The organism is Amycolatopsis sp. GM8 (genome assembly GCF_021653975.1).
Taxonomy (GTDB): domain Bacteria; phylum Actinomycetota; class Actinomycetes; order Mycobacteriales; family Pseudonocardiaceae; genus Amycolatopsis_E.
In genome coordinates, this window is record NZ_JAJKFK010000001.1 from 578,738 (window position 1) to 605,042 (window position 26,305).

Below are 26,305 nucleotides of genomic sequence, written 5' to 3' on the forward strand. Positions count from 1 at the left end.
CATGAGCGCGCCCGACTTGGACTTCGATCAGGTGTACCGGGAATCGCCGCTGGTGCCGTGGGTGATCGGCGAACCGCAACCGCTGCTGGTCGAGCTGGAGAGCGCGGGCGAAATCCGCGGCGACGTGCTCGACGTCGGCTGCGGGCCCGGTGACAACGCCGTTTTCCTTGCCTCGCGCGGATATCACGTGACGGGCGTCGACGGCTCGCCGACCGCGATCGAACGGGCCCGCGCCAAGGTGGCGGACCTCGACCTCGAGTTCGAGGTGGCCGACGTGACGAAGCTCGAGGGCTTCGAGGACCGCTTCGACACCGTGGTCGACAGTGCGCTTTATCACTGCCTGGACGACGACGAGCAGCGCGCGTACGTCGCGGCGTTGCACCGGGCCTGCCGCGGCGGCGCCACCGTGCACGTCTTCTGCCAGGCCGAGCAGGTGGCCGGCCTGCCCGGGCCACGCGTGATCTCCGAACAGAACCTGCGCGACACGTTCGCCGGGGGCTGGCGGATCACGCGCCTGCGCCGGGCCGACTACACGACGGTCATGACCCGCGACATGCTCGTCCGGATGACCGAGCAGTCGCTGGACGAGGTCCGGTTCGACGACAGCGGGCGCTTCCTCATGCCCGCCTGGCAGCTGACCGCCGTCCGCGCCTGACCGTCGAACTCACGCTCCCGAACGTCGGACTCGCGGTCCTGAGTGTCCGACTCGCGGTCCTGAACGTCGGACTCGCGGAGGTGCCCGCGAGTCCGACGCTGGCGACGCCGAGTCCGACGGTCGCGACGGCGAGTTCGACGCTCAGACGTTGCGCCGGTATTGGCCGCCGACCTCGAAGAACGCGCTGGTGATCTGGCCGAGCGTGCACACCCTGGCCGCGTCCATCAGCACGCCGAACACGTTTTCGTCCGTGGCCGCTGCCTCGCGCAGGGCCTTCAGTGCCTGCTCGGCGTCGTCACGGTGGCGCTGCTGGTAGTCCGCGACGCGGTCGAGCTGCGACCGCTTCTCGTCCTCCGTCGCCCGCGCCAGCTCGACCGCCACCTCGTCTTCTTCCGGGTGCGGGTTGCGGAACGTGTTGACCCCGATGATCGGGAGCGTCCCGTCGTGCTTGAGCCGCTCGTACAGCATCGACTCGTCCTGGATCTTGCCGCGCTGGTAACCGGTTTCCATCGCACCCAGCACGCCGCCGCGTTCGGAGATCCGGTCGAACTCGGTGAGCACGGCCTCTTCGACCAGATCGGTCAACTCGTCGATGATGAACGCGCCCTGCAGCGGGTTCTCGTTCTTCGACAGGCCCCATTCCTTGTTGATGATCATCTGGATGGCCATCGCGCGGCGCACCGAATGCTCGCTCGGCGTCGTGATCGCCTCGTCGAAAGCGTTGGTGTGCAAGGAGTTCGCGTTGTCATACAGCGCGCACAGGGCCTGCAGGGTGGTGCGGATGTCGTTGAAGCTGATCTCCTGCGCGTGCAGCGACCGGCCCGAGGTCTGCACGTGGTACTTGAGCTTCTGCGAACGTTCGTTGGCGCCGTAGCGTTCCTTCATCGCGGTGGCCCAGATCCGCCGGGCGACACGGCCCAGCACCGAGTACTCCGCGTCCATCCCGTTGGAGAAGAAGAACGACAGGTTCGGCGCGAAGTCGTCGATGTCCATACCCCGCGCCAGATACGACTCGACGTAGGTGAACCCGTTGGCGAGCGTGAAAGCCAGCTGCGAGATCGGGTTCGCACCGGCCTCGGCGATGTGGTAACCCGAGATCGACACCGAGTAGAAGTTGCGCACCCCGTGCTCGATGAACCATTCCTGGATGTCGGCCATCATCCGCAGCGAGAACTCGGTGGAGAAGATGCAGGTGTTCTGGCCCTGGTCCTCCTTGAGGATGTCGGCCTGCACGGTGCCGCGGACGTTGCGCAATGTCCACTCGCGAAGCTCGCCGGCCTCGTCCGGGTTCGGCTCGCGGCCGTGCTCGGCACGGAAGGCGTCCATCCGCTGGTCGATCGCGGTGTTCAGGAAGAACGCGAGGATCGTCGGCGCGGGACCGTTGATCGTCATCGACACCGAGGTCGACGGCGCGGTCAGGTCGAACCCGTCGTACAGCGCCTTCATGTCGTCCAGTGAGGCGATCGAAACGCCGGAAGTGCCGACCTTGCCGTAGATGTCGGGCCTGGTGGCCGGATCGCGGCCGTACAGCGTCACGGAGTCGAACGCGGTCGAGAGCCGCTTCGCCTCCGACTCAGCCGACAGGTACTTGAACCGGCGGTTCGTGCGGAACGCGTCACCCTCGCCGGCGAACATCCGCGCCGGGTCCTCACCGTCTCGCTTGAACGGGAAAACTCCGGCGGTGTAAGGGAAGTAGCCGGGCAGGTGCTCGCGGCGCAGGAACGAGAGCAGCTCACCGCGCTCGGTGTAGCGCGGCAGTGCGACGCGCGGGATCTTGTTGCCCGACAACGTCTCCCGCCACAGCTGGGTGCGCAGTTCCTTGTCCCGCACCTTGAACACGAGCTCCTCGCCGCGGTACTCCTCGGACAGCACCGCCCACTCGTCGAGCAGCCGGCGGGTCGCATCGTCCACACGCGACTCGGCCTCGTCGAGCAGCTCGCCGATCGGTGCGGTGTCGGCGCCGGCCTTCGCCAGCGCGGCCTTCGCCGCCGCGAGCTGGTCCCGCTCGCGTACCGCCTCGACCTGGTCCTGCGTGCGCTGGTGATAGCCGCGGACGGTGTCGGAGATGTCGGCCAGATAGCGCGCCCGCGACGTCGGGATGATCGTGCCCGCGCCCGTGGAGACCTTGCCCGCGATCCGCGGCAGCGTGCCGACGGTGACCGAGAGTCCCTTGTCCGCCAAGGCATCCCGCAGGTTCTGGTACAGCGCGGTGACCCCGTCGTCGTTGAACTTCGCCGCGCTGGTCCCGAAAACCGGCATGTCGTCGGGCGTGGAGGAGAACTCCTCGCGGTTGCGCACGAGCTGGCGGGCGACGTCCCGGCGGGCGTCCTCCGCGCCCCGGCGCTCGAACTTGTTGATCGCCACCACATCGGCGAAGTCGAGCATGTCGATCTTCTCCAGCTGCGAGGCCGCGCCGAACTCCGGCGTCATGACGTACAGCGAGTGGTCGACGTGGTCGACGATGCCCGCGTCGCCCTGGCCGATCCCCGGGGTCTCCACGATCACCAGGTCGTACCCGGCTGCCTTGCACGCCAGGATCGCCTCGTCGAGGCCCTCCGGGATCTCACCGCTCGCCGTGCGGGTGGCCAGCGATCGGAAGTACACCGAGGAGCCGTCGAGGCTGTTCATCCGGATCCGGTCGCCCAGCAGCGCCCCGCCGCCGCGCCGGCGCGTCGGGTCCACCGCGAGCACCGCGATGCGCACCTTGTCCTGCTGGTCCACGCGGAATCGCTGGATCAGCTCGTCGGTGAGCGAGGATTTGCCCGAGCCACCCGTGCCCGTGATGCCCAGGACCGGCACCGTCCGGTTCTTCGCGGTGTCGGCGATCGCGCGGTGCCAGTCCGCCGGCAGGGTTCCCGCCTGCAGCTGGGTGATCGTCCTGGCCAGCGCGCGCACGTCGCCGGAGAGCAACTGCTCGGGCGAGCCGACCGGGCGTTCCGCGAGATCGACGTCGCATTCCTTGATCATCAGGTTGATCATCCCGGGCAGGCCCAGCTCCAGGCCGTCGTCCGGGGAGAAGATGCGCGCAACACCCCGCGAGTGCAGCAGCTCGATCTCCTCGCGGACGATCACGCCGCCCCCGCCGCCGTAGACCCGGATGTGCCCGGCGCCGCGCTCGCGCAGCAGCTCGACGAGGTAGGAGAAGTACTCGACATGCCCGCCCTGGTAGGCGCTGATCGCGACGCCCTGGGCGTCCTCGGCGATCGCGGCCGTGGCGACCTCGTCGACGGACCGGTTGTGCCCCAGGTGCACGACCTCCGCGCCCTGCGACTGGAGGATGCGGCGCATGATGTTGATCGAAGCGTCGTGCCCGTCGAACAGGCTCGACGCGGTGACGAACCGGACCGGGTGCACTGCGGTGTACAGAGGCGCGCTCATGCCTCCAAAATACTCGGACTTCCTACTATTTCAAACCCGACTGTCGGAGTGACGTGAAGCACTGCCGCAGGAGAAGAGCGCAGACGGACGACACGTTGGGGTCCGGGGGCTTGCCCCCGGGCGGGGTGTGGGGGTTGCACCCCCACAAGACACGGACGGGCGACTCGGCTCACGCTTTCCGTGAGCAGACGTCGGCCGAGAACCGTCCCATCAACGAGCGTTGGCCGCCCGGAGCGAGATCCACTGCCGCATGGCGTACTCGACGAGCGTGATCAGCGTCTGCTTGGTCGACTCGCGGTCCCGCGCGTCGCAACGCACGATCGGGATGCTCGGGTCGATCGCCAGCGCCTCACGGACATCGTTGAGGTCGTGGTGCACCACGCCGTCGAACGTGTTGACGCCGATGATGTACGGCAGCCTGCGGTCCTCGAAGAAGTCGACCGGCGCGAACGAGTCCGCGAGCCGGCGCGTGTCCGCGAGCACCACGGCGCCGATCGCACCGCGCACCAGGTCGTCCCACATGAACCAGAACCGCTGCTGACCCGGGGTACCGAACAGGTACAGGATCAGATCCGCGTCCAGCGACACCCGGCCGAAGTCCATGGCCACCGTGGTGGTCGCCTTGTTCGGGGTGGCGTCGAGGTTGTCGATACCGCGGCTGGCATCGGTCATCATGGCCTCGGTGGTGAGAGGCACGATCTCTGATACCGACCCGACGAAGGTGGTCTTGCCGGCGCCGAAGCCACCGGCGACCACGATCTTGGCCGAGGTCATGGTCTGCGGCGCGGCCGGCCGCGGTGCTTTAAAGCCGACGGAGTCCACTCAACACCCTTTCCATCAACATGAGATGCGCCTCGGCGTTATCGCTGCCGGACGCGGTCTTGTGCACGGTGATCAAGCCGGCATCGGCCGCGTCACTGATGAGCACCCGAGCCACCCCGACCGGAACCCGCAGCAACGCCGCGATCTCGGCGACCGAACGTGGCGATCGGCATTCTTCCACTATCTGGCGGTGCTCGAACTGCATCGCCACCCCCGCGTCCATCCGGGCGGCGACGGCGTCCTTCACGGACACCAGCGTTTCCAGTTCCAGCGCATAGCTGGCCCTGGCCTTGGTCCGGCCACCGGTGAGCGCATACGGCCGCACGGCGGCCGTCTCGTCCTCGAACGGCACAGGTTCGGGCCGCTCGGGCAACACCGGCCCGGCGTTGGTGACCGCGGGCTCGAAATAGCCCGTGCCGAAACCCGCGCCCCGCGCCGGTTCGAAATACCCCGAATCCTGGGCAGGCTCGAAGTAACCCGAAGCGTGGCCGGTCTCGAAATACCCGGTGCCCTGTGCCGTGTCGGCGAATCCGGGACCCGGTGCCGGCTCGTAGGACGGCGGCGGCGGTTCGGGCACGCCGGGGCCCGCCTCGTCGGGCCGCGGCTCGGTCTCGGATTCGGGCTCCCTGGCCTTCTTCCGTTTCCGGCGACCACGCCCCGAATCGAGGGTGAAGCCGTTGAGGACGTCCGCGAAGGTCGCGTCGTCGTCCTCGTCGGGTGGGGTCATCGCGGCATCATCCCACCGGTTCGCCGATCAGGGCCCCGGCGGAACCCTGCAGCTGGGCGCGCAGTTCCGGAGTGAGGATCTGGCCGACACGGTCGACCAGCATCGTCATCTCGTACGCCACCTGCCCGATGTCGCAGTTCGGGGCCGCGAGCACGGCGAGGCACGAGCCGTCACTGATGGACATCAGCACCATGATGCCGAGTTCCATCTCGACGACGGTCTCGTTGACCGCACCGGCCTCGAAGCAGCGCGCCGCCCCCTGGGTGAGGCTGATGAGACCGGACGCGACCGCCGCGAGCTGGTCGGCCCGGTCGAGCGGCAGCCGGTTCGACGCGGTCAGCAGCAGCCCGTCGGCGGACACGACCACCGCGTGCGCCACCCCCGGGACGCGCTCGGCAAAGTCGTTGACCAGCCATCCGAACTGGTTGTGTTGTGGCTGCGGCGAGGTCATTCACCCTCCATCGTTTCGTGTTCCGACTCGACCGGCTGACCAGTTCGGTGCCGTCCACGCCGGACACCTTGCTGGAAACTGTTCAGCCTGCCGCGCACATCCTGCGGGTCGCGCTGGGTTCGGGGGCCCGCCCCGCCCGCGGAATTCGCACTGCCCGGCATCAGTTGCTCGCCACGACGGCGGCGCGGCAGCCCCGCCGCCGTGTAGCCCGTCGGAGCGGTCTGCGAAGCCGCCTGCACCGTCCGCCAGCTCTCATCGGTCGCGAACGACCAGGCAGACTCCGGGGCTGCGGCGACCGGTTCGGGCGCGGTCTCGGGTTCCCCGTCCTGCCGGCGCGGCAACCGAGTTTCCGGCGAGGGCGCCTGCTCTTCCTCGAAGAACCGCGGCTTCTGCCAGAGGTACTCGCCCGACTCCTCGGCCGCCTGCCCGGCCTGCTCCTCCGGCGGTTCGAGACGCCGCGGCGGGTCGGTCGGGCGGCGCGGGGGAAGCGCGTTCGCGTCCGTCCGCGCGGCCGCCGGCCTCCGCTGGGGCAGCGGGTTCTCCCCGGCTGGCTGCTGCTCGCTCGCGGCGGCCGGCTGGTCACCGGCGGGCTCGCGGCGCGGCAGCGGGTTCTCGGACTGCCACGCCGGCAACGGGTTTTCTCCCGTCGGGTGCTGCTGCGGCCAGGCATGCTGCGTGCTCTCCTCCGCCGCCGGCTCCGGGCGCCGCCACGGCTGCGGGTTCGCGGCCTCGGCTTCCTGCGCGTCGGGCCACGCCCCCTGCTGCTGCGGCTGGGGTTGCGGCCTCGGCCGGCGCTGGCGCTGCGGGAGGCCCGCCGCGGTGGTCGCCACCGGGGCCGACGTCCCGCTCGCGGGCTGCGGCGGTTCCTGGCTCGCGGCCGGCGGCTCGACCGTGGCCTGCGGCTCGGCGGCCACCTGCTGCGGCTCGGCTGGCTCGGCTCCGGGCTCGGCCGGTTTGGCCGCGTGCCGGGCCCGGCTGAGGCCCTGCTGGAAGCTGCTCAGCCGGCCACGGATGTCCGCGGGATCGCGCGTCGGCAACGCCGGCGCCGAATCCCCGGCACTCGCGGGCTGGGCCGCGGGGATGCTGGGCGCGGCGCTGCCGGGCATGAGCTGCTCGCCACGGCGGCGCCGCGGCAGGCCGGCCTCGGTGAAGGTGGTCGGCGCGGTCTGCGACGCGGCACGCGCGGCGCGGAAGCTCGCGTCGGCCGCGAAGTCCCAGCCGGTGGTGGCGTGCGGCTCGGCCACTTCCTTCTGTTCCGCCGGCTCGGCCGACTCTGCCGAGTCCCCGTCCTCGGGCTTCGCGGCGTCCTCGGCCTTGGCCTCGGGCTTCGGCGCCGGCTTGTCACTGCGGAACCAGGCCGAGAGCGTCTCGTCGAAGATCGGCGTCGTCTCGTTCGGCGTGGGCGGCGGAGGCGGTGGCGCCGGCTCGGCCGCCGCCGCGCTCCACCACTCGGTGAGCGCGCCGGAGCTGGTGTTCGCCTCGAACAGCGCGCTACCCGAAGGCAGCGCGCCACCGACCAGGTCTTCCGGTTGCGGGTCGGCCGGCGGCCGGTCCATCTCGTCCTGGATCGGGCTGAACAGCGCGGTGCCGGAGACCTCCAGGTCCGACGGCGGCCGCGGCGGCAGCATGCCCGAGTGGCCGTTCTGGCTCCACGGCCCAGGCGCGGCGGCACCGTCGCCGAGCGTGCCCGACGTGGTGCCGGCGAGGCTGGTCAGCCCACCGGGACGGCTGGTGCCGTTGACCATCCGGCGGCGCGGCAGCTCCGGGTCGGGCTGGATCGGCTCGGGCTGCTGGACCACTTCGGGCAGGCCCATCACGAGCTCGGCCGGCACGCTGACCGTGGCACGCACGCCGACGATGTCCTTGCCGCCGTGCAGGGTGACCCCGATGTGGTGCCGCCCGGCGAGGCGGCCGACCACGAACAGGCCCATCCGGCGGGACGTGGCGAGGTCGACGGTCGCGGCCTCGGTCAGCCGGGTGTTGGCCTCGGCGACTTCGGCCTCGTTCATGCCGATGCCCTGGTCCATGATGTCGATGACGAGGCCGCGGTTGTCCCCGACCCGCGTCGACACGGTCACCTGCGTCTCCGGCGCGGAGAACGCGGCCGCGTTGTCCAAGAGCTCCGCGATCAGGCGCATCAGGTCGCTGGCCGCGTACCCGACGATCCGCGCGACGGGCGGCGCCTGCACCGAAACCCGCTGGTACTGCTCGATCTCCGAGACCGCGGCGCGCAGCACGTCGGCGGTGGTGACCGGCTGACCGGAGCGGCGGCCCGGCTCGGCGCCGGAGAGGACCATCAGGTTTTCGTTGTTGCGCCGCATCCGGGTGGCGAGGTGGTCGAGCTGGAACAGGGTGGCCAGCTGGTCGGCGTCCTCCTCGTCCCGCTCCAGCCGCTCGATCAGCTGCAGCTGCCGCTGCACGAGGCTCTGGCTGCGGCGGGACAGGTTGACGAACACGCTGGAGAAGCCGGTCCGCATCGCGGCCTGCTCGATCGCGAGCCGCAGCGCCTGGCTGTGCACCGCGTCGAACGCCTTGGCCACCTGGCCGATCTCGTCGGCGGTGCCGACCGAGACGGGCGTGACCTCGGCGCTCTGCTCGACGCCCTCCTGGATGTTCGCGACCGCCATTGGCAGTTGCCGGTCGGCGACGTCGAGGGCACTGGTACGCAGCATCCGCAGCGAGCGCAGCAGCTGGCGGGTGATCAGGAAGACGACGGCGGCGGTGAGCACGAGCGCCGCGAACAGCAGCACCGCCAGCAGGCCGGCGTCGGTGCCCGCGCTGTCGACCAGCACGCCCGACGTGGTCAGCGCCGCGTCGCCGAGCCGGTTGCTGACCGCGCGCAGCGAGTCCACGACGGCCGTCGACACGGTGTTCCACTGCTCACCGGAGATGGCCTCGAGCGCGTCGCCCGCGGTCACCCCCTGCGCGGCCAGCACGCTGCCGACCAGGCGGCTGCGGGTGTCGAAGTCCTGCCCGGTGACCGTCCGGTCGAAGTCCTGGCCCTGCGCGCCGGTGGCCGCGGCGCGGAAGTCCTCCAGCCGGTCGGCCAGCCGGACCTCGGCCGTGCGCAGCTGGTTGAGCTGGGTCGGGGTGAGGCTGCCGCGCGCGATGCCGTACGTGAGCAGCACCTGCGACGTGGACACCTCCTCCTTGGCTACCTGCAGGTCGTGCAGCGCGTTGACGGTGCCGCTGATCGACGGGTCGCCCATCCCGGCCACCAGCGAGGTGTCGAGGGACAGCAGCGCGGTGGTCATCGCCGAGTACGCGTCGAGCGCCTGCACGGAGTCGAGCTGGCCGGCGGCGACCTGCTGGCGGACCTCGCCGAGCCGGGCGAGCGCGTTGGTGCTGGCGGTGCCCGGCGCGGCGACGGCGCTGTCGACCTCGACGACGCGGTCGGTGTCCGTGCTCAGCGGCTTGAGCGCCCGGTCGGTCGCGGCGCGCGCCGCGTCGAGCTCCGGCGAGCTGCCGACGGTGCCCTGGGTGAGCAGGGCGGCGGTGCGGGTGCGCTCGCCCTGCAGGGCGTCCACCAGGCCGCGCACGTCCGTGCTGAGCACGACCAGCCGGTCGATGCGGTCGTAGTCGTTGGACCGCTGGACCTGGCTGTTGATCGTAATGCCACCCAGCACCAGCGCGATGATGATGGGGACCAGCGTGACCGCGGCCAGCTTGACCGACAGCCCCCAGTCGCGCCATCTGCTGAGCGCGCTCCATTTCGAGGGTCGCCGCGGCTGCTGGCCTAGGAGCTGTCCCACAGGCACTTGGCCCTGTCCTGCAACGGTCACGAAAGTGACTCCCTGTCCGGCGTCTCGTGTGCGCGTCCTGCGACGTCCGTGTATACGTGCCCTGCTCGGGCCGACGGCATTGTCCCCAGCCTCGTCGACCTGCTGAGCTGCGGTGTCCTTGCATGATGCGATGTGCAGCGAAGCCCGAACAAGATCAGTTACCTTCGGTCACAGCGAGTCAACGTGGCCAAGGAAGCGTACACCAATGGGGCAGGAACCGAACCTGCCACAAAAAGTGCCCTCGACCTGCGGAAATACCCGTTGTAACAAGGGGTTGACTGGCCAGTAGGCATCGCTGTCACTTACCCGTTCGGATACGTTACGGCCCAGGTGGGACCGCGTTCACCCGCTTTCACCCACATAGCCCAGGTGTCGCCCGAGCTTAGCGCGAAAGGTGTACCGACCGTGTATCGCACGGCCGAGTTACAGAAGAATAACGCCCGATCATGTGGCTTTCGTCGCCTGGTCCATTCCCGGAGCTTTCCGGCCAACCGGCGAAATCGGACAGAAGTTTTCCTGTTCACGCTCCGAGTCCGTTAATCCCCGCCAGTTCACTCCAGAGAGTGAGCTTTGCCGATTGTGGACACGATCTGTAACAGCGCCCGCGGATGCCTCCCGGCGAACCTAGCCTGAACGGCCCATTACACCTGGTGAAAGGACCAACAGACCCTCACGGAGTGAACCCGGCCTCGCCGATGACCCGTATTCAGCTGTGGCTAGCATGTGCCGCTCAAGGTTCGCCAGCTCGCCCGAGGAGGCAGCCATGCAGGACGTCGGCCAGAGTTTCACGCCGCCGAGGACCCCCGCCGAGGACACCGGAGAACTGCCGGCCTTGTTCGAGGAGGTCGAGGAATCACCCAGGCCCCGCAGGCGTGTCGCGGACGTGGACTACGTCGCGATCCAGCGGAGTCACGAGTTCACCACGCTGCGGAGCAGGTTCCGCGGCTTCGCGTTCCCGATGACCCTGCTGTTCATCGTCTGGTACCTGGTGTACGTCGTGCTCGCGGCGTTCGCGCACGACTTCATGAGCACGAAGCTGATCGGCGAGATCAACGTCGCGATCGTGATGGGGGCCCTGCAGTTCGTCTCGACCGCCCTGATCACGATCGCCTATCTGCGGTTCGCGAAGCGCCGGCTCGACCCGCAGGTCGGAATGGTGCGGCAGCAGGCAGGAGTGCGGTAGACACATGATCACCACGTTCGCGGCCGGCGAGAGCCCGGACAGCAACCCGATTCTCAACACCACGGTGTTCGCGATCTTCGTCGCGATCACCCTGTTCGTCGTCTACCGGGCGAGCAGCGGCGGCAGGTCATCCCGCGCCGACTACTACGCCGCGAGCCACGCGTTCACCGGCAGGCAGAACGGCATCGCGCTGTCCGGCGACTTCCTGTCCGCCGCGTCGTTCCTCGGCATCGCGGGCGCGATCGCGATCAACGGCTACGACGGCTTCCTCTACTCCATCGGCTTCCTCGTGGCCTGGCTGGTCGACCTGCTGCTGGTCGCCGAACTGCTGCGCAACACCGGCCGCTTCACCATGGGCGACGTGCTCAGCTTCCGGATGAAGCAGCGCCCGGTCCGCGCCGCCGCGGCCACCTCGACGCTGGTCATCTCGCTGTTCTACATGCTCGCGCAGATGGCCGGCGCCGGTGCGCTGATCGCGCTGCTGCTCAACGTGCACAGCCGGTTCGGCCAGTCGGTCGTGATCGGCGTCGTCGGCCTGGTCATGATCTTCTACGTGCTGGTCGGCGGCATGAAGGGCACCACCTGGGTGCAGATCATCAAGGCGGGCATCCTGATCCTGTCCGTGGTGCTGATGACGGTGTTCCTGTTCGGCAAGTTCGGGTTCAACCTCTCCAACCTGCTCAACCAAGCGGCGTACCACAGCCCGCTGGGCGAAAAGCTGCTCCAGCCGGGCGCGCAGTACGGCAAGACCACCACGACGAAGATCGACTTCATCTCCCTGGGCATCGCGCTGATCCTCGGCACCGCCGGCCTGCCGCACGTGCTGATGCGCTTCTACACCGTGCCGAACTCGCACGAGGCCCGCCGCTCGGTGGTGTGGGCGACCGCGTGTGTGTTCGTCTTCTACCTGTGCACGCTGGTGATCGGCTTCGGCGCGACCGCGCTCGTCGGCACCGCCGAGATCAAGGCCGCGCCCGGTGGCGAGAACTCCGCCGCGCCGCTGCTCGCGCTGCACATCGGCGGCACGGTGCTGCTGGGCATCATCTCCGCGGTGGCGTTCGCCACGATCCTCGCGGTGGTCGCCGGCCTGACGATCACGGCCTCGGCGTCCTTCGCGCACGACGTGTACGCGAACATCTTCAAGCGCGGCCACGCCGAACCGCAGGACGAGGTGCGTGTCGCCCGCCGGACGGCCATCGGCATCGGCATCCTGTCGATCCTCGGCGGCATCCTGGCGAACGGCATCAACGTGGCGTTCCTGGTGGCGCTGGCGTTCGCGGTCGCCGCCTCGGCGAACCTGTCGACGCTGCTGTACACGCTGTTCTGGAAGCGGTTCAACACGACCGGCACGCTGTGGGGCATGTACGGCGGGCTGACCGCCTCGGTGGTGCTGGTGCTCTTCTCGCCGGTTGTGTCCGGCGGCGCGACCTCGATCATCAAGGGTGTGGACTTCCACTGGTTCCCGCTGAGCAACCCGGGCATCGTGTCGATCCCGTTCTCGTTCCTGTGCGGGTTCATCGGCACCCTGGTCGGCCGGGACAAGGCCGACCCGGCCACGTACGCGGAGATGGAGGTCCGGTCGCTGACCGGTATCGGCAGCTGACACGCTGGAGGGCGTGTATTCGGAAAGGATCCGTGGCTTCCTGGCCGGGCGGCTGCCCCCGGCACCGTTCCTGGTGGTCGATCCGGCCGTGGTGACCGGGCGAGTGCGGGAGTTCGCGACCGAACTCCCGCACTCGCTCCTTTTCTATGCGGTGAAAGCGAATCCCGAGCCCGCCGTGCTGCGCGCGGTGCTCGCCGCGGGCGGCGGCTTCGACGTCGCGAGCCCGGCCGAGATCACCGCATGCCTGGCCGAAGGTGCCCGGCCGGAGCGGCTCTCCTACGGCAACCCGATCAAGAAGCCGGCCGACATCGCGTTCGCGTTCGCCCACGGGATCCGGGAGTTCACCACCGACGCCGGGTCCGACCTGGCGCAGATCGCCCGGCACGCGCCGGGCACGTCCGTGACGGTGCGGGTGCTCGTGGACGCGCCCGCGTCGGCCACGCCGTTCGGCCGCAAGTTCGGCTGTTCGCCCGCCGAAGCGGTGCCGTTGCTGCGCCGGGCCGCCGAGCTGGGCCTCGACCCGGCCGGGGTCGCCTTCCACGTCGGCTCGCAGCAGGCCGACGTTTCCGCCTGGGACAACGGGATCGCGGCCGCGGCGAAGATCGCGGCCGAATTCCCGTTGCGGCGGTTGAACATCGGCGGCGGCTTCGGCATCACCTATCGCGAGCCGGTCCCGTCGCTCGCGTCGTACACCGCGGCCGTGCGCACCTCTCTGGCGGCGCACTTTCCCGCCGGTGCACCGGAAATCGCGCTCGAACCTGGGCGCGCGGTCGTCGCCGAGGCGGGGGTGATCCGGGCCGAGGTGGTACTCGTGGCGCGGCGCGGCGGGCACCGGTGGGTCTATTTGGACATCGGGCGCTACAACGGGCTCGCGGAGACGGAGAACGAGGCAATCCCGTACCGGTTCGAGGCGGGCCCGGGTGAGCGGGGGCCGGTCGTCATCGCGGGCCCGACATGCGATGGTGACGACGTGCTCTATCAACACACGCCCTACGAACTGCCGCTCGCGCTGAAGGCGGGCGACCCGGTGGACATCCTCGACGCCGGCGCGTACACGGCCAGCTACTCGTCCGTGTCGTTCAACGGGATCGAGCCGTTGCGGACGTACTGCCTTGACTGAGATCGGCGCGTTCTCCGGCCGCCATGTGCTCGCCGAACTGGACGGGATCGAACCCCGGCTGCTCGACGACCCGGCTTTCCTCGGCGAGGCGCTGCGCTCGTCGGTCGCCGAGGCGGGCGCCACGGTGATCGATGTCCTGACGCACCGGTTCGAACCGCACGGCGTCACGGTGCTCGCGCTGCTCGCCGAGTCGCACGCGTCGGTGCACGCCTATCCCGAGATCGGCGCCGCCTTCGCGGACGTCTTCACCTGCGGCGACAAGGCGGATCCCGAACTGGCCGTGCGGCTGCTCGCCCGCGCGCTCGGCACCGAGTCGTTCCGCATGAGCACCGCCCACCGCGGGCACGGCGCGCGGCAGCTGACCGAGCCGGTCGGGCGCGGCCTCACCCGCTCCTGGGCGGTTTCGGACGTCATGTTCGAGACGCGCACGGACTTCCAGCACCTGCTCATCGGCCGGACCGCGCAAGGGATTTCGCTGTTCTGCGACGGCGAGCGGCAGAGCACCGAGGCCACGCAGCTCACCTACCACGAGGCACTCATGGTGCCGCCGATGCTGCTGGCCGAGCGGGTCCGCCGGGTGCTGATCGTCGGCTCCAGCGAGGGTGTCGCGAGTCAACTGGCCGTCGCCGAGGGCGCCGAAGTGGTCGACCACGTCGACATCGACCGGGTCGCGGTGCGGGCCTGCGCCGAGCACCTGCCGTACGGCTACACCCCGGCCGAACTGGCCGCCGCCGAGCGCGGGGACGGGCCGATCCGGGTGCACTACCGCGACGGGTGGGAGTTCCTGGCCGCCGCGGAACCCGGGTACGACGTGATCGTGATCGACCTGCCGGACGAGAACGACGACCCGGCCGCGCAGCACAATCGCTTGTACGGCAAGGAGTTCCTCGACCGCTGCACCGCTTTGCTGGCACTAGGCGGGGTGGTGTCGAGCCAGGCGGGCTGCCCGACGATGTGGCGCGACGACACGTTGATCACCGCGTGGCACCGGTTCACCGAGGCGTTCGGCACGGTTGTCTATTACGGCTCCGACGAGCACGAGTGGGCGTTCCTGTCCGGCCGCGCCGAACCCGGCGAACCGGACCTGGAGGCCAACCTGAAGAAGGCGGGCTACCGGCCGGAGACCATCGACGCCCTGGCGTTGCGGGGCAACACCGTGCCGCCGCTGCGGGTCAGAGCTTCTGACCGGCCTCGACGCGGTGCGTGACCGAGCGCTCCGCGACGAAGGACAGGAACGGGATGGTGCCGGCGAGGAGCACGAGGATCGTGCCCTTGATCGACCAGCGTGCCTTGAGCGCGAGGTCGACCGCGACGACCAGGTACACCATGTAGAAGATGCCGTGCGTGACCCCGGCCCAGCTCAACATGCCGGGCGAGTCGAAGCCGTACTTGAGGATGACGGCGACGGTCAGGCACAGCAGCGCGACACCGGTGGCGTAGGCCAGCACCCGGTAGCGCAGCAGCGGCCCCTTCAACGAAGTCGCGACCCGTGCGCTGCCCTCAGTGCTGCTCACCATGGCGGTCTTCTCCTAGGATTCCTGTTGGTCTCGCTGGTAGAGCTCGGCGAGGTAGCGGTTGTACGCGGCCAGCTCTTCGTCCTCGTCCTGCGGGACGACCGGGGCGGCCGGTGTCGCGGGCCGGGGCTTGGGCACGTCGGCGACGGGCCGCTGCCCCCACTGCTCCGGGCGCGGCGCGGGCTTGGCCGAAGCTGCGGCCTGGTCCGCCGCCGCGGCCTCCCGGCGCAGCTTGCGGATCCGCATCACCATGAACGCCGGGAACAGGCCGAACAGCGGCCACTGCAGGACGTACCCCAGGTTCTGGAAGGTGCCGGTGGCCGACTCGAACCGGTTCCACTGCCACCACGCCAGCCCGCAGCACACGATCAGGCTGATCAGGCACAGCACCCCGATCGTGAGACGGCGTGGCGTGAGAAAACCGGCTGGCACAGCAACGACGCTAGCACCCGCGGTACTTCACGAGACCTTTACCACCTGCGCGGCCCTGGCGTAGGAGTCGGCGAGCCCGAACACCTTCTGCGCGTATTCGACCGAGTTGTTGTACGACAGCACGCCCTGCCACCAGCCCGCCGCGCTCGCCATGTCACGCCCGCCCGCGCACAAATACTTCGCGGCGGCGAGTGCGGCGGCGTCGATCTGCTGCGGGTTGTACCCGCCGCCCCATTTCGCCCAGGTGCTCGGGATGAACTGCATCGGGCCGACCGCGCGGTCGTATTGCGGGTCGCCGTCGAAACGGCCGCCATCGGTGTCCGGGATCGCCTTCACCCCGGTGGACCCGTCCAGCGGCACGCCCACGATCGGCTTCGACGGGTACCCGTTGGCCTGCAGGACCGCGCCGCCGTACTGGCCGTGGTTCGACTCGATCCGGCCGACGCCCGCGAGCGTGGCCCACGAGATCCGGCAGGACGGCTGGCTGTCGTGCAGGGCCAGTTCGGCGTTGCCGTAGGCGATCAGCGCGCGGGCCGGGATGCCGGTCACATCGGACACCTTGCCCGCCCAGACCGACAGCGCGTCTTCGTGCCGCTCCGGCTGCTGGTTCACGACCGGCGCGCCCGCGACGGTGGCGTCGACGGGAGCCGTGGACCCGGGCGCGACATCCGCGGGCTGCACCGAGAGGGCCGGGATGTCGGTGGTCGTCCGGCCGGGCGCCGGGGTGCTGACCCTGGTCATCACCAGCACCGCCGCACCGGCCACCGCGAGTACCGCGACCACGATCCCGAGCCGGCCGAGTGCCGCGAGACCGGCCCGGCGCCTGTGCGGCTCGGCGGGCACCTGAGCGGCTTCGTCCTCGACTTGCTCAGTGCCCAACAATCTTGCCTTCCCTGCGCGTCCGTACATCCAACGAAGTACGAACGCGTACGTTACGGCGAGATCAGCTGGCGCGCTGTTGACGCGCGAGGCGGGCGACGCACCACGCGGGGGCGCTGCCGCGGCGCAGGTGCTGCAGCACGGTCATCGGGCCGAGGCGACGGCTCAGGTCACCCGGCGTCAGGCCGGCGGCGCGGTAGTCGAGCGCGCGCTGGTCCAGCGGGCTGATCCCGGCGTCCCACCACTTCGCGGCCTCGTCGACGTCGCCGATCATCTGCCACCAACCGGCGGCGGCGACCAGCAGATCGTTCGGCACCCCGGGCAGCCGCTCGCGCATCGCGTCGAGGTAGTCCGGGTCGGCCGAGGACACCGGGGCCCAGCCACGGGCTCCGGACCGGGCGCGCTGGCCGGGAATCCCTGGCGCCTGCTGCGGTACGTCGGCCATCCACGCGGACGCGATCCGGTCGATCTCCTGCTCCTCGGCCGTTTGCTCGCGTTCGGCAGCCCATTGCCGAATAACCGCATCAACTCCGGGATCTCCGGTCATCCCTGCCTCCTTGTGCCCCAACGACAAGTCGTGATGATCGAGCGATCGAGTGCGCCAGAACCAGCTGGTCACGCAATGTGAGCACCGTAGAGGGAATTCGTGCCCGTGCGCCAGACCCTTGGGGCGACGAATTCGACGACCAGGGCCTTCAACCCCTTGATCCACCCGGATGGTCGAATGTATCGCCCCATATTCCGGGAGTCGTGACTTTACGTGATCACGTTACGGGTGCGCACGAAAGGCCGGCACCGCGTTCCGCGGCGCCGGCAGGCTCGGTCTGGGGTCAGGAGAAGAGTGCTCGCACGAAGGTCACGATCGCCTCGGCACCGTCCCGCAGCCAGCCGAGCACGTTGTGCACGACGTCGGCCGACTGGGTGGGCCTGGTGATCAGGAAGAACAGGACGAGCGCGACGACCGCGACGATGACGATCTTCTTCGCGTTCGCCGACATGCGCCCCCCGATCATTTCGCGGACCACAGGGCCCGGGACACCCGCCATCCTGCCCAACGAACGAGCTTTCCGACAGGCTTTCACCCGCTCGGCGGTCACACTTGACTCTCCGTATGCGGCCTCAGCCTAGCTTCCGCCGTCTGCTACCCCGTGCGGGACATGCCGGGCGGCCCGCGGGTAACGGGATTTGCGGGCCGCAAACAGCGGTGCTCATCAGAGCGTGCGCGAGATGATCTCCTTCATGATCTCGCTGGTGCCGCCGAAGATCCGGGTGATCCGCAGATCCGTCCAGGCGCGGGCGATCGGGTACTCGGTCATGTAGCCGTAGCCGCCGAACAGCTGCAGGCAGTCGTCGACGACCTTGTTGACCCGCTCGGTGGTCCACAGCTTGGCCATGGCCGCACCCCGCACGTCGAGCTCGCCCCGCAGGTGCCGCTCGATGCACTGGTCCAGGAACGCCCGCGCCACGGTGGCTTCCGTCGCCGCCTCGGCGAGGGTGAACTTGGTGTTCTGGAACGAAAAGATCGGGCGGCCGAACGCGGTGCGCTCCTTGGTGTAGGCGATGGTCGCCTCGATCGCCGTCTCCATCCCGGCCACCGCGGTGATCGCGATGAGCAGCCGCTCCTGCGGCAGCTGCTGCATCATCTGGATGAAGCCCTGCCCCTCCTGCTCGCCGAGCAGGTTCGCCACGGGCACGCGCACGTCGTCGAAGAACAGCTCGGCGGTGTCCTGGCCCTTGAGCCCGATCTTGTCCAGCACCCGGCCGCGGCGGAAGCCCGGCGTGTCCGCCGGCACCGCGATCAGCGAGACGCCGTGCGCGCCGGCGTCGGGATCGGTCTTCACGGCGAGCACGACGAGATCGGCGAACCCGCCGTTGGTGATGAACGTCTTGGCGCCGTTGATCACGTAGTGACTGCCGTCGCGGACGGCGCGGGTCTTGATGCCCTGCAGGTCCGACCCGGTGCCCGGTTCGGTCATCCCGATGGCGCCCACCATCTCGCCGCTCGCGAACTTGGGCAGCCACTCCTTCTTCTTCTCTTCGCTCGCGTACTCCAGCAGGTACTGCGCGACGATGCCGTTGTGCACGGACACGCCCCAAGCGCTGTCGCCCGCGCGCGCCTGTTCCTCGAAGAGGACGGCCTCGTGCGCGAACGTGCCGCCACCGCCGCCGTACTCCTCGGGGATCGACAGTGCGAGCAGGCCCACTTCGCCGGCCTTGTGCCACAGCTCGCGGTCGACGTGCTTCTGCGCGTTGTAGCGCTCGATGTTCGGCGCGATCTCCTTCTGGCAGAAAGTCCTTGCCAATTCACGGAAATCGTCGAGCCCGGCCGCCCAGGCGCTGTTCGGTGTCGGCAGTGGCACGGTGGGGCCTCCTGGAAAACATTACGAGCGGAAGGTAAGTTCTGTGCGTAATGTACATCCGGGAGGTAGCCGTGGTCGAGCCCCGAGGACACCGCACCCAGGCGCAGCGGCGCGAGCAGACGAGAGCCGCGCTGCTCGACGCGACCATCGACTGCCTGGTCGAACTCGGCTACGCGCGCACCTCGATGCAGGAGATCTGCCTGCGCGCCGGGGTCTCGAAAGGCGCCGTCCAGCACCATTTCGCGGGCAAGGCGGAGCTGATGGCCACCGCGGTCGAGCACCTCACCACAAAACGGATGACGGCGCTCGCCGCCTCGCTCGGCACCCTGCCCCGCGGTGCCGACGCGATTCCCGCCGCGGTCGACATGCTGTGGGCGGGTTACTCAGGCGCGCTCGCGACGGCGGCGACCGAGTTGTGGATCGCCGCCCGCACCGACCCGGTCCTGCGTGCCGCGATCCGTCCGGTCGACCGCGCGATGGGCCGGGCCGCGCTGGCGAGCATCCGGACGGTCGCTGATGAGGTGCCCCCGGAGCAGGTCGAGACCCTGTTCTGGCTGACGGTCAACCTCATGCGCGGGCTCGCACTCGACGCCGAGCTGGGCGGCGCCCCCGCACGACGCAAACGGTTGCTGGAGGAGTGGCAGCGAGTCGCGATGGAGTACGCGAAGTAGCCCCGCCCCTCGCCATACCGGCGGTACGGTGTACCCACGGGTAACCGCGCGCCCAACGGAGGGGTCATGACGAGCACTGCCGCGACCAGCGGGCACGAAGGCAAGCCGACCACGGTGGGCGGGGTCGTCGGAGCACCGTCGGCGGCGCGGGGGGCGCAGCTGGCCCGGCGGGCGGCGGGCGGGCAGGACTCCGCGCCCGCCGAGATGACCGCCCCGTTCACCGGCCTGGTCACCGCGACCGTGCCGCAGGCGACGGATGCCGACGTGCGCAGGGTGTTCGCCGGAGCGCGAGACGCGCAGCGTGCGTGGGCCGCACGGCCGGTGCGGGCGCGCCAGCAGATCCTGACCCGGCTGCACCGGCTCGTCCTCGACCGTCAGGACGAGATCCTCGATCTCGTGCAGGTCGAAGCGGGCAAGGCCCGGATCGACGCCTTCGACGAGGTGAGTGCGACCGCGCTCGTCGCGGCGTACTACGGCAAGCACAGCGCTCGCATCCTCGGCGCGAAGCGGGTCGCCGGGGTGATCCCGCTGCTGACGAAGGCCACGGAGCTGCGGCATCCCAAGGGCGTGGTCGGGGTGATCTCGCCGTGGAACTACCCGCTCGCGCTGACCGCGATGGACGTGTTCCCGGCGCTCGTCGCGGGCAACGCCGTCGTGCAGAAGGCGGACAACCAGACCGCGTTGTCCGCGCTGTGGCTGAACGAACTGGCCGAGGAGGCCGGTCTGCCCGCGGGCGTCTGGCAGATCGTGCTCGGCCGCCCGGCGGAGATCGGCGACGCGATCGTCGAGGAGCCGGACTACCTGTGCTTCACCGGTTCCACCCCGACCGGCAAGGCACTCGCGGCGAAGATCGCGGGCCGGCTCGTCGGCTATTCGCTGGAGCTGGGCGGTAAGAACCCGATGATCGTGCTGCCGGACGCGCCCGTCGCGAAGGCCGCCGCGGGAGCGGTGACGGCGTGTTTCGCCTCGGCCGGGCAGTTGTGCGTGTCGGTCGAACGAATCTATGTGCACGAAAGCATTCGCGAGGAGTTCACGCGCGCGTTCGTCGCGAAGACCAAGGCACTCCGGCTCGGCGGCGAGCTGAACTACGGGGCGGACATGGGTTCGCTGACTTCGGAGAACCAGCTCACGTCGGTGTCGGCGCATGTCGAGGACGCCCGCGCGAAGGGCGCGACGGTGCTCACCGGCGGACGGGCGCGGCCTGACCACGGGCCGCTGTTCTACGAGCCGACGATCGTGACGGACGTGCCGGAGAACGCGGACCTGTTCGCGGCCGAGACGTTCGGACCGGTCGTGTCGATCTACGGCTACCAGGACGTCGAGGACGCGATCGAGCGGGCGAACGACACGGCGTTCGGGCTGAACGCGAGCGTGTGGACCGGAAACGCCGCGACCGGGCGGGCCGTGGCGGCGCGGATCAAGGCGGGCACGGTCAACGTGAACGAGGGTTACGCGGCGACGTTCGGCACGATCGCGCTGCCGATGGGCGGGATGAAGGAGTCGGGCCAGTCCCGCCGCAACGGTGTGGAGGGGCTGGTGAAGTACACGGAGCCGCAGTCGATCGCCGTACAGCGCGGGATGCGCCTGCGCCCGCCGCGCTTCGTCCCGTCGACGCTGTGGGTCCGCGGGATGACCGCGGGAATCCGGCTGCTACGCCGAATCCGCTGACCCGCGCCGTAGGCGCTGGGTGACCGCGTGCTGTTCGATTCGTTCGATCATCGTGTCGAGTGCGACCTCGAGCGGGGCGGTGTCGCGCTGAGCCTGAACCAGGAGCAGACCACCCTGCAGAGCGGCGAGCATCGCGACCGAGAGCCGGTCCGGGTCGGCGTCGGACCGCAGCACCCCCCGGTCGATCATGCTCTGGAGCCCGTCGCGAATCGCGCCGGACCATTTCGAGAAGCTGTCCACCAGCGCCACGCGCGCGTCCAGGTCGTGGTCGGCCAGTTCGCTGGACAGTGACCCGAGCGGACAACCGCCGACACAGTGCAGATCCCGTTGAGTCTGCACTACCACGTCCCGCCAGGCCCGCAGTGCCGCGAAACTGTCCAGCCTGCCGAGCATTTCCGCCTGCGCACCGACGATCGCTCGTGTCTGATCGGCGATGACCGCCCTGGTCAGCGCCTCTTTGTCAGCGAAGTAATGGTAGATCTGCGACGAGCTGACCCCGGCCGCGTCCCGGATCGCAGGCGTGCTGGTGCCCGCGACGCCGTGGGTGAACATCAGGTCGGCCGCGGCGCGCACGATGCGCTCCCGCGTCGCCTGGCCCTTCGTGGTGAGCGGCTTGTCCACAGTCCCATCGTACAAATTCTGGACTTGACTATCCACTCCGCACCGGACAGAGTGGATAGAACAATCCATTCTTGGTACCGATTGGAGCTTTCCCATGGCAGGCAAGGACACGACGATCGCCGACCGGACCGCTGAGGTACGTCAGCAGTCAGCACAGCGGCTGCCCGCCGACGCCACGGCCGCGTTCGACGCCGAACTGGCCCGGCTCGTCGGCCTGGGAGTCCCAGCCGGCGTGGCGGCGCCGGGCACGCCGATGCCGGACGGCGACCTGCTCGATGTGGACGGCAAACCCACGACCTTGACGGCGGCGCGGGCCGGACGCCCGGCGGTCGTCGTGTTCTACCGCGGCGCGTGGTGCCCTTACTGCAACGTCATGCTGCGGGCCTATCAGGAGAAGCTGGTCGGCGAGCTGGACTCCCGTGGCGTCGCACTCGTCGCGATCAGCCCGCAGCAGCCAGACGGGTCGCTCTCGGTCGCCGAGAAGCACGACTTGTCCTACGCGGTGGTATCGGATCCCGGCAACCAGATCGCCCGGGGGCTGGGCATCGTGTTCTCCCTCGGTGAGGGCGCTCGCGCGGGCCAGGCCAAGCTTGGTCTGGACCTCACCACGGTCAATGCGGATGGCACCCACGACCTGCCGCTGGCCACAACGGTGGTCGTCGACGCGGAGGGCACGATCCGCTGGATCGACGTGCGTCCCGACTACACGACCCGATCCGAGCCTGCCGAGATCATCGCGGCCGTGGACTCGCTCTAGCGACCCGGCCGCCGTTCAGGTCCGGACCAGCAGGCCGCGGTCGTAGGCGATGGCGACGGCTTCGGCGCGGCGGGTGGCGCCGAGCTTCGCCATCACGCGGGACAGGTGCACGCTCACCGTTTTCTCGCTGATGTACAGCTCCTCGCCGACCTGCCGGTTGGTCCGGCCCAGCGCGACCCGTTCGAGTACTGCCCGTTCCCGTTCGGTCAGCGGATCCACGGCGTCCCGCTGGGGCTGCGCCGCGGCTACCACCCCGGGCAGCTCGATCCGCGCCCGGCGAGCCAGGTCCCGCACCGCGTCGCGCAGCGGCAGGGCGCGTAGTTTCTCCGCGGTCTCGTGCGCCAGCACCAGCGCAGCCGTGGCCGGCTCCGGCTCGCCCGCCGCCAGCAATGCCTCCGCGTACTGCCAGCGGCACACGGCCTGCTCGTACACCGCGCCGTAGCCGAACTCCTCGATCGCCTTCGCCCACAGCGCCGGGTCGGCGGCGCAGGACAGCCCGCTCGCGGTCGCCTCGGCGCGGGCGAGCCAGGCGCGCCCCTCCGGGCCGAGCGTGCCGGACCGCGGCCTGCCGGTCGCGGCCGCCTCCCGGATCCGGGCGATGAGCTGCCGCCCCGTCGCGATGGCGGCCGACTCCCCCTGCTCGTCCCGGCGGGTCCGGGCCGCCGCGACCTGGGCGACGGCGGCGGCCAGCGCGCCGGCCCCGATCCGGATGCCGCTCAGCCGGTACCCCGGGTCGAATGCGTCCAGGAAGTCCATCGCGTCCCTGGCCCGCTTGATCGCCGTCTCGTGGTCGCCCTGCCAGTACGCCAGCTCGGCGCCCGCGCCCCCGGCGGCGATCGCGGTCAGCGGCTCGGCCCGCCAGTGCGGGCGCAGCTCGCCGAGCAGCTTGCCCGCCGTCGCGAACCCGCCGCGCGACACCACGACCGGCAGCCACTCCGCGGTCATGCGCGCCGCCAGCACGCTGGACACCCCACGCGCGGGCGCCCCGGTGACGGACTCGGCCGGCCAGTCCCCGCTCTGGTACTGCAGCGACAGGTGCCTGCCGCGCAGCTCCAGCCCGTAGGCGCTCCACGTCATCCCGGTCTCTTCGGCCCGCCGGATCCCGCGCTCGTACACCTCGATCGCGTCGACGATCTCGCCGTGGTCGTGGTAGCTGAAACCGAGGAAACACAGTGCGCGCAGCTCGACGCTCGGCGCGGCGGCTTCACGGGCCTTGCGCGCGGCATCCCGCAGCCGGGCCCGCGCCTCGGTGAAGTCGGCGGCGTTGTCGGCCAGCGCGCCGAGCGTGATCAGCGCCGACGCCTCCGCCCCCGCCGTGCCGACCGAACGCGCGTCCTCGATCGCGGTCTGCGCGCTGACCAGCGACTCCTCGAAGAGATCGCTGCTGCGCAGGATCGCCGCCCTGGTGGCGAGCACCCACGCCCTGGTCTTGCTCGGCTCGGTGGCCGCGATGAGGTCCCAGGACCGGTTGATCGCCTCGAGCGCTTCGTCGATCTCGCCCTCGACGTTCATCAGCGATTCGGCCAGCCGGCGCCACGCCTTGGTCGCCCGCACTACGTCAGTGTCGGCATTCAGCTCCCGCACGGCCGATCGCGCGTACGCGATGGCCCGCTCGGGCTCGCCCGACGTACCGGCGAAGTACGACGCCTCGTGCAGGAGCCTCAGCTCGTCCACATCGGGCGGTCTGGCCGCGGCCGGGACCGCGTCCCAGATCTCCAGCGCCTGCTCGACATGCCGCAGCGCGGCACCGGGCGCACCCAGGCGCTCGGCCTCCTCGGCCGCACGCAACAGCGCGGGCAACGCGGCATTGAGATCCCGGCTCTGCAGGCTGTGGTACGCCAGCTTGGCGTCGTGCCCGCGGCCCTGCGGGGTGCGCAGGATCCGCGCCGCGTACGCCGCGTGCATCCGGGTGCGCTCGCCGGGCAGCAGATCGCCGTACACCGCCTCCTGCAGCAGGGCATGCCGAAAGGTGTACGCGCCCTTCTCCACGACCAGCGCGTGATGGTGCACGGCCTCGCGCAGGGCTTCGTCGAGCTCGTCCTCGCCGAGCCCGGACACCTCCGCCAGCGCCGCGTGCGTGACCGATTCACCGGCCACCGCGATCACCCGCATCACCCGGCGCGCGTCGGTGGTGAGCCGCTCCAGCCGGGCCAGCAGCACCTCGGCGAGCCCGGCCGGGAGATCCGCGTAGTCCGTGGCCGAGGCCAGCAGCTCCTCGGCGAAGAACGGGTTGCCCTCGGACCGCTCGACCACGCTGGTGATCACTTCGGGCGCCAGCGGTCCGTCCGCGAGCGCCTCGACGAACACGCGCGCGTCGACGTCCTTCAACGGGTGCAGCTCGACCTGGCTGACCACGGGCAGCCGCACCAGCTCCACCAGCAGACCGCGCAGCGGATGCCGGCGGTAGACGTCCTCGCCGCGGTAGCTCGCCACGATCAGCAGCCGCTGCCCGCGCAGCCGGGAAAGCAGGAACGACAACAGGTTCCGGGTCGAGTCGTCGGCCCAGTGCAGGTCCTCCAGGACCAGCAGCACCGGCCGGTGCTCGGCGATCTCGGTGAGCACCCCGAGCACCGCGTCGAACAGTTGCAGCTGCCCGAGGTCCTGCTCCGGGCGCGGCCGGTACGGCACGTCCCGCTCGGAGCTGACCGGTGCGTGCTCCGCGATCGACATCGGACCCGGCTGGGCAAGGGGCAGCAACCGGCCCAGCGCCGGCCGGATCCGCACGGCGTCGCCGATCGCGGTGTCGTCCGCCGTGGCCAGCGGGCCGAGCGCCTCGGCGAACGGCAGGTACGGCAGACCGCCCTCGCGCACGTCGAGGCAGCGGCCGGTCAGCACCAGCGCGCCGCGGCTCGCGCCGAACTCCGCCAGCTCGGCGAGCAGCCTTGTCTTTCCCACGCCCGCGTCCCCCGCGAGCAGCACCGCGCCGGCCTCACCACGCTCAGCGCGGGTGAAGCCGGCGCGGAGCCGACGCATCTCGTCGACACGCGCGACCAAGGGGATCCCGGAACCCAATCGAGGCACGAGTCGCATTCTTGCCTACCCCACCGACAGTTCCGGAACGGTTTTCGCTGTGGGCGACATCCCGCCTCCCCTTGGTCTCCCGCTACCGCGCCCGAGCCTCGGAGAGCGTCGTCTCGTCCCGGCTCGGGCGCCGCTGCCGCGGCACGTGTACCTCCGGGGTCCTTCTGCCCAGCCGCCAGCGGCGCCGCTTGTGCTCGGCCGGCCAGGACTTGTAGATCTCCTCGGTCCGGTAGGCGACTTCAGCCTGCACCGCGTCGAAGATCCAGTCGTTGCGCATGGAGATCCCTCTTCCGCCTCATCGGTTCCTTGCCTGCGAACCTCAGAGTCGTCCTGAGGGCGGACCCCCGGCATCGGCAGTTCACGCCGTCCACGGCGGCAAAAGACCCCTTACCCCGCTCTGCCCCTGCTCGGCGGTGTAAGGGGTCGTTTGGTGAAGCACTCAGACGCGGCCGACAACGCCCAGGAGACCACGCCAGCCCGCCGTGGACACGCTCACCGCGCCCGCGCCGGGGTTCTTCGAATCACGGATCCCGACGTGCTCGGAGAGCAATGCGACCTCGACGCAGTCGTTGCCGCCGCCGCTGTAGCTGCTCTTGCGCCAGGCTCCTCCGGGAAATTCCACTTTGGCCATAGCTCCCCGCTCCTTACTCTTACCCACGCG

23 protein-coding genes and 1 pseudogene are annotated in these 26,305 nt (G+C 70.1%); 9 read left to right on the top strand and 15 right to left on the bottom strand.

The features are described 5' to 3' along the window. Nucleotide 1 precedes the first annotated feature (1 nt). On the top strand, nt 2-655 hold the full coding sequence (locus tag LOZ83_RS02790) for a class I SAM-dependent methyltransferase (protein WP_236788459.1): 654 nt from the start codon (nt 2-4) through the stop codon (nt 653-655). Nucleotides 656-796: 141 nt separating this feature from the next. Here the strand turns inward: LOZ83_RS02790 and icmF are convergent, their stop codons facing one another. The 5 genes from icmF to LOZ83_RS02815 form a co-directional block, all read right to left on the bottom strand. Beyond that, the gene (gene icmF, locus LOZ83_RS02795; protein WP_236788461.1) at nt 797-4,033 is read right to left on the bottom strand and encodes a fused isobutyryl-CoA mutase/GTPase IcmF; all 3,237 of its coding nucleotides are present in this window, start codon (nt 4,031-4,033) and stop codon (nt 797-799) included. Nucleotides 4,034-4,243: 210 nt separating this feature from the next. Then, nucleotides 4,244-4,855, bottom strand: a complete 612-nt coding sequence (locus tag LOZ83_RS02800; protein WP_236788465.1) for an ATP/GTP-binding protein — start codon at nt 4,853-4,855, stop codon at nt 4,244-4,246. Then, nucleotides 4,836-5,582 carry a DUF742 domain-containing protein gene (locus tag LOZ83_RS02805; RefSeq protein ID WP_236788466.1) on the bottom strand — a complete coding sequence of 249 codons (747 nt, stop codon included), beginning with the start codon at nt 5,580-5,582 and terminating at the stop codon, nt 4,836-4,838. The genes LOZ83_RS02800 and LOZ83_RS02805 overlap by 20 nt, the downstream gene beginning before the upstream one ends. A gap of 7 nt (nt 5,583-5,589) precedes the next feature. Then, nucleotides 5,590-6,033, bottom strand: a complete 444-nt coding sequence (locus LOZ83_RS02810; RefSeq protein ID WP_236788467.1) for a roadblock/LC7 domain-containing protein — start codon at nt 6,031-6,033, stop codon at nt 5,590-5,592. Beyond that, a complete protein-coding gene (locus LOZ83_RS02815) occupies nt 6,030-9,815 on the bottom strand; it encodes a nitrate- and nitrite sensing domain-containing protein (RefSeq protein ID WP_236788474.1) in 3,786 nt (1,261 codons plus the stop codon). Before LOZ83_RS02815 ends, LOZ83_RS02810 begins: the two co-directional genes overlap by 4 nt. Before the next feature lie 763 nt (nt 9,816-10,578). Here LOZ83_RS02815 and LOZ83_RS02820 point away from each other — a divergent pair. The 5 genes and pseudogenes from LOZ83_RS02820 to LOZ83_RS02840 all read left to right on the top strand — a co-directional run bounded on the left by LOZ83_RS02820 (nt 10,579) and on the right by LOZ83_RS02840 (nt 14,928). Continuing rightward, nucleotides 10,579-10,998, top strand: a complete 420-nt coding sequence (locus LOZ83_RS02820; protein ID WP_236788476.1) for a DUF485 domain-containing protein — start codon at nt 10,579-10,581, stop codon at nt 10,996-10,998. 4 nt (nt 10,999-11,002) lie between these two features. Next, nucleotides 11,003-12,601 carry a cation acetate symporter gene (locus tag LOZ83_RS02825; protein ID WP_236788478.1) on the top strand — a complete coding sequence of 533 codons (1,599 nt, stop codon included), beginning with the start codon at nt 11,003-11,005 and terminating at the stop codon, nt 12,599-12,601. 13 nt (nt 12,602-12,614) lie between these two features. Next, nucleotides 12,615-13,721, top strand: a complete 1,107-nt coding sequence (locus LOZ83_RS02830) for a type III PLP-dependent enzyme (RefSeq protein ID WP_236788480.1) — start codon at nt 12,615-12,617, stop codon at nt 13,719-13,721. Beyond that, nucleotides 13,714-14,064: pseudogene (speD, locus tag LOZ83_RS02835) on the top strand (adenosylmethionine decarboxylase); the annotation flags it as partial. The gene LOZ83_RS02830 and the pseudogene speD, both read left to right, overlap by 8 nt. After that, a complete protein-coding gene (locus tag LOZ83_RS02840; RefSeq protein WP_236789415.1) occupies nt 14,044-14,928 on the top strand; it encodes a spermidine synthase in 885 nt (294 codons plus the stop codon). The pseudogene speD and the gene LOZ83_RS02840, both read left to right, overlap by 21 nt. Here the strand turns inward: LOZ83_RS02840 and LOZ83_RS02845 are convergent. The 6 genes from LOZ83_RS02845 to LOZ83_RS02870 form a co-directional block, all read right to left on the bottom strand. After that, nucleotides 14,894-15,238 (bottom strand): DUF3817 domain-containing protein, encoded by a 345-nt coding sequence (locus LOZ83_RS02845; RefSeq protein ID WP_236788482.1) that lies wholly within the window; start codon nt 15,236-15,238, stop codon nt 14,894-14,896. The two genes, LOZ83_RS02840 and LOZ83_RS02845, sit on opposite strands and share 35 nt — an antisense overlap. A gap of 12 nt (nt 15,239-15,250) precedes the next feature. Then, complete coding sequence (locus LOZ83_RS02850) at nt 15,251-15,667, bottom strand: hypothetical protein (RefSeq protein ID WP_236788483.1); 417 nt, start codon at nt 15,665-15,667, stop codon at nt 15,251-15,253. Between the two features lie 27 nt (nt 15,668-15,694). After that, the gene (locus LOZ83_RS02855) at nt 15,695-16,546 is read right to left on the bottom strand and encodes a murein transglycosylase (protein WP_374202612.1); all 852 of its coding nucleotides are present in this window, start codon (nt 16,544-16,546) and stop codon (nt 15,695-15,697) included. A gap of 64 nt (nt 16,547-16,610) precedes the next feature. Beyond that, a complete protein-coding gene (locus tag LOZ83_RS02860) occupies nt 16,611-17,093 on the bottom strand; it encodes a helix-turn-helix transcriptional regulator (protein ID WP_236788485.1) in 483 nt (160 codons plus the stop codon). A gap of 283 nt (nt 17,094-17,376) precedes the next feature. Continuing rightward, a complete protein-coding gene (locus tag LOZ83_RS02865) occupies nt 17,377-17,559 on the bottom strand; it encodes a hypothetical protein (protein WP_236789476.1) in 183 nt (60 codons plus the stop codon). A 198-nt stretch (nt 17,560-17,757) separates the two neighbouring features. Then, nucleotides 17,758-18,906: an acyl-CoA dehydrogenase family protein gene (locus LOZ83_RS02870; protein WP_236788486.1), complete on the bottom strand. Its 1,149-nt coding sequence runs from the start codon at nt 18,904-18,906 to the stop codon at nt 17,758-17,760. 50 nt (nt 18,907-18,956) lie between these two features. On the opposite strand from LOZ83_RS02870, the gene LOZ83_RS02875 reads away from it, so the two are divergent. Beyond that, complete coding sequence (locus LOZ83_RS02875) at nt 18,957-19,577, top strand: TetR/AcrR family transcriptional regulator (protein ID WP_374202613.1); 621 nt, start codon at nt 18,957-18,959, stop codon at nt 19,575-19,577. Between the two features lie 66 nt (nt 19,578-19,643). Next, entirely contained in the window at nt 19,644-21,245 is a 1,602-nt protein-coding gene (locus LOZ83_RS02880) for a succinic semialdehyde dehydrogenase (RefSeq protein ID WP_236788489.1), read from the top strand. Here LOZ83_RS02880 and LOZ83_RS02885 read toward each other — a convergent pair. Continuing rightward, on the bottom strand, nt 21,228-21,866 hold the full coding sequence (locus LOZ83_RS02885; protein WP_236788490.1) for a TetR/AcrR family transcriptional regulator: 639 nt from the start codon (nt 21,864-21,866) through the stop codon (nt 21,228-21,230). The genes LOZ83_RS02880 and LOZ83_RS02885 overlap by 18 nt on opposite strands. A gap of 94 nt (nt 21,867-21,960) precedes the next feature. Here LOZ83_RS02885 and LOZ83_RS02890 point away from each other — a divergent pair, with 94 nt between their 5' ends. Next, entirely contained in the window at nt 21,961-22,623 is a 663-nt protein-coding gene (locus LOZ83_RS02890; protein WP_236788491.1) for a peroxiredoxin-like family protein, read from the top strand. 15 nt (nt 22,624-22,638) lie between these two features. Here LOZ83_RS02890 and LOZ83_RS02895 read toward each other — a convergent pair whose 3' ends face one another. The 3 genes from LOZ83_RS02895 to LOZ83_RS02905 form a co-directional block, all read right to left on the bottom strand. Next, on the bottom strand, nt 22,639-25,653 hold the full coding sequence (locus LOZ83_RS02895; RefSeq protein ID WP_236788493.1) for a helix-turn-helix transcriptional regulator: 3,015 nt from the start codon (nt 25,651-25,653) through the stop codon (nt 22,639-22,641). A gap of 73 nt (nt 25,654-25,726) precedes the next feature. Next, nucleotides 25,727-25,921, bottom strand: a complete 195-nt coding sequence (locus tag LOZ83_RS02900) for a hypothetical protein (protein ID WP_236788495.1) — start codon at nt 25,919-25,921, stop codon at nt 25,727-25,729. A gap of 162 nt (nt 25,922-26,083) precedes the next feature. Next, entirely contained in the window at nt 26,084-26,275 is a 192-nt protein-coding gene (locus LOZ83_RS02905; protein ID WP_236788497.1) for a DUF397 domain-containing protein, read from the bottom strand. Between the last annotated feature and the right edge of the window lie 30 nt (nt 26,276-26,305).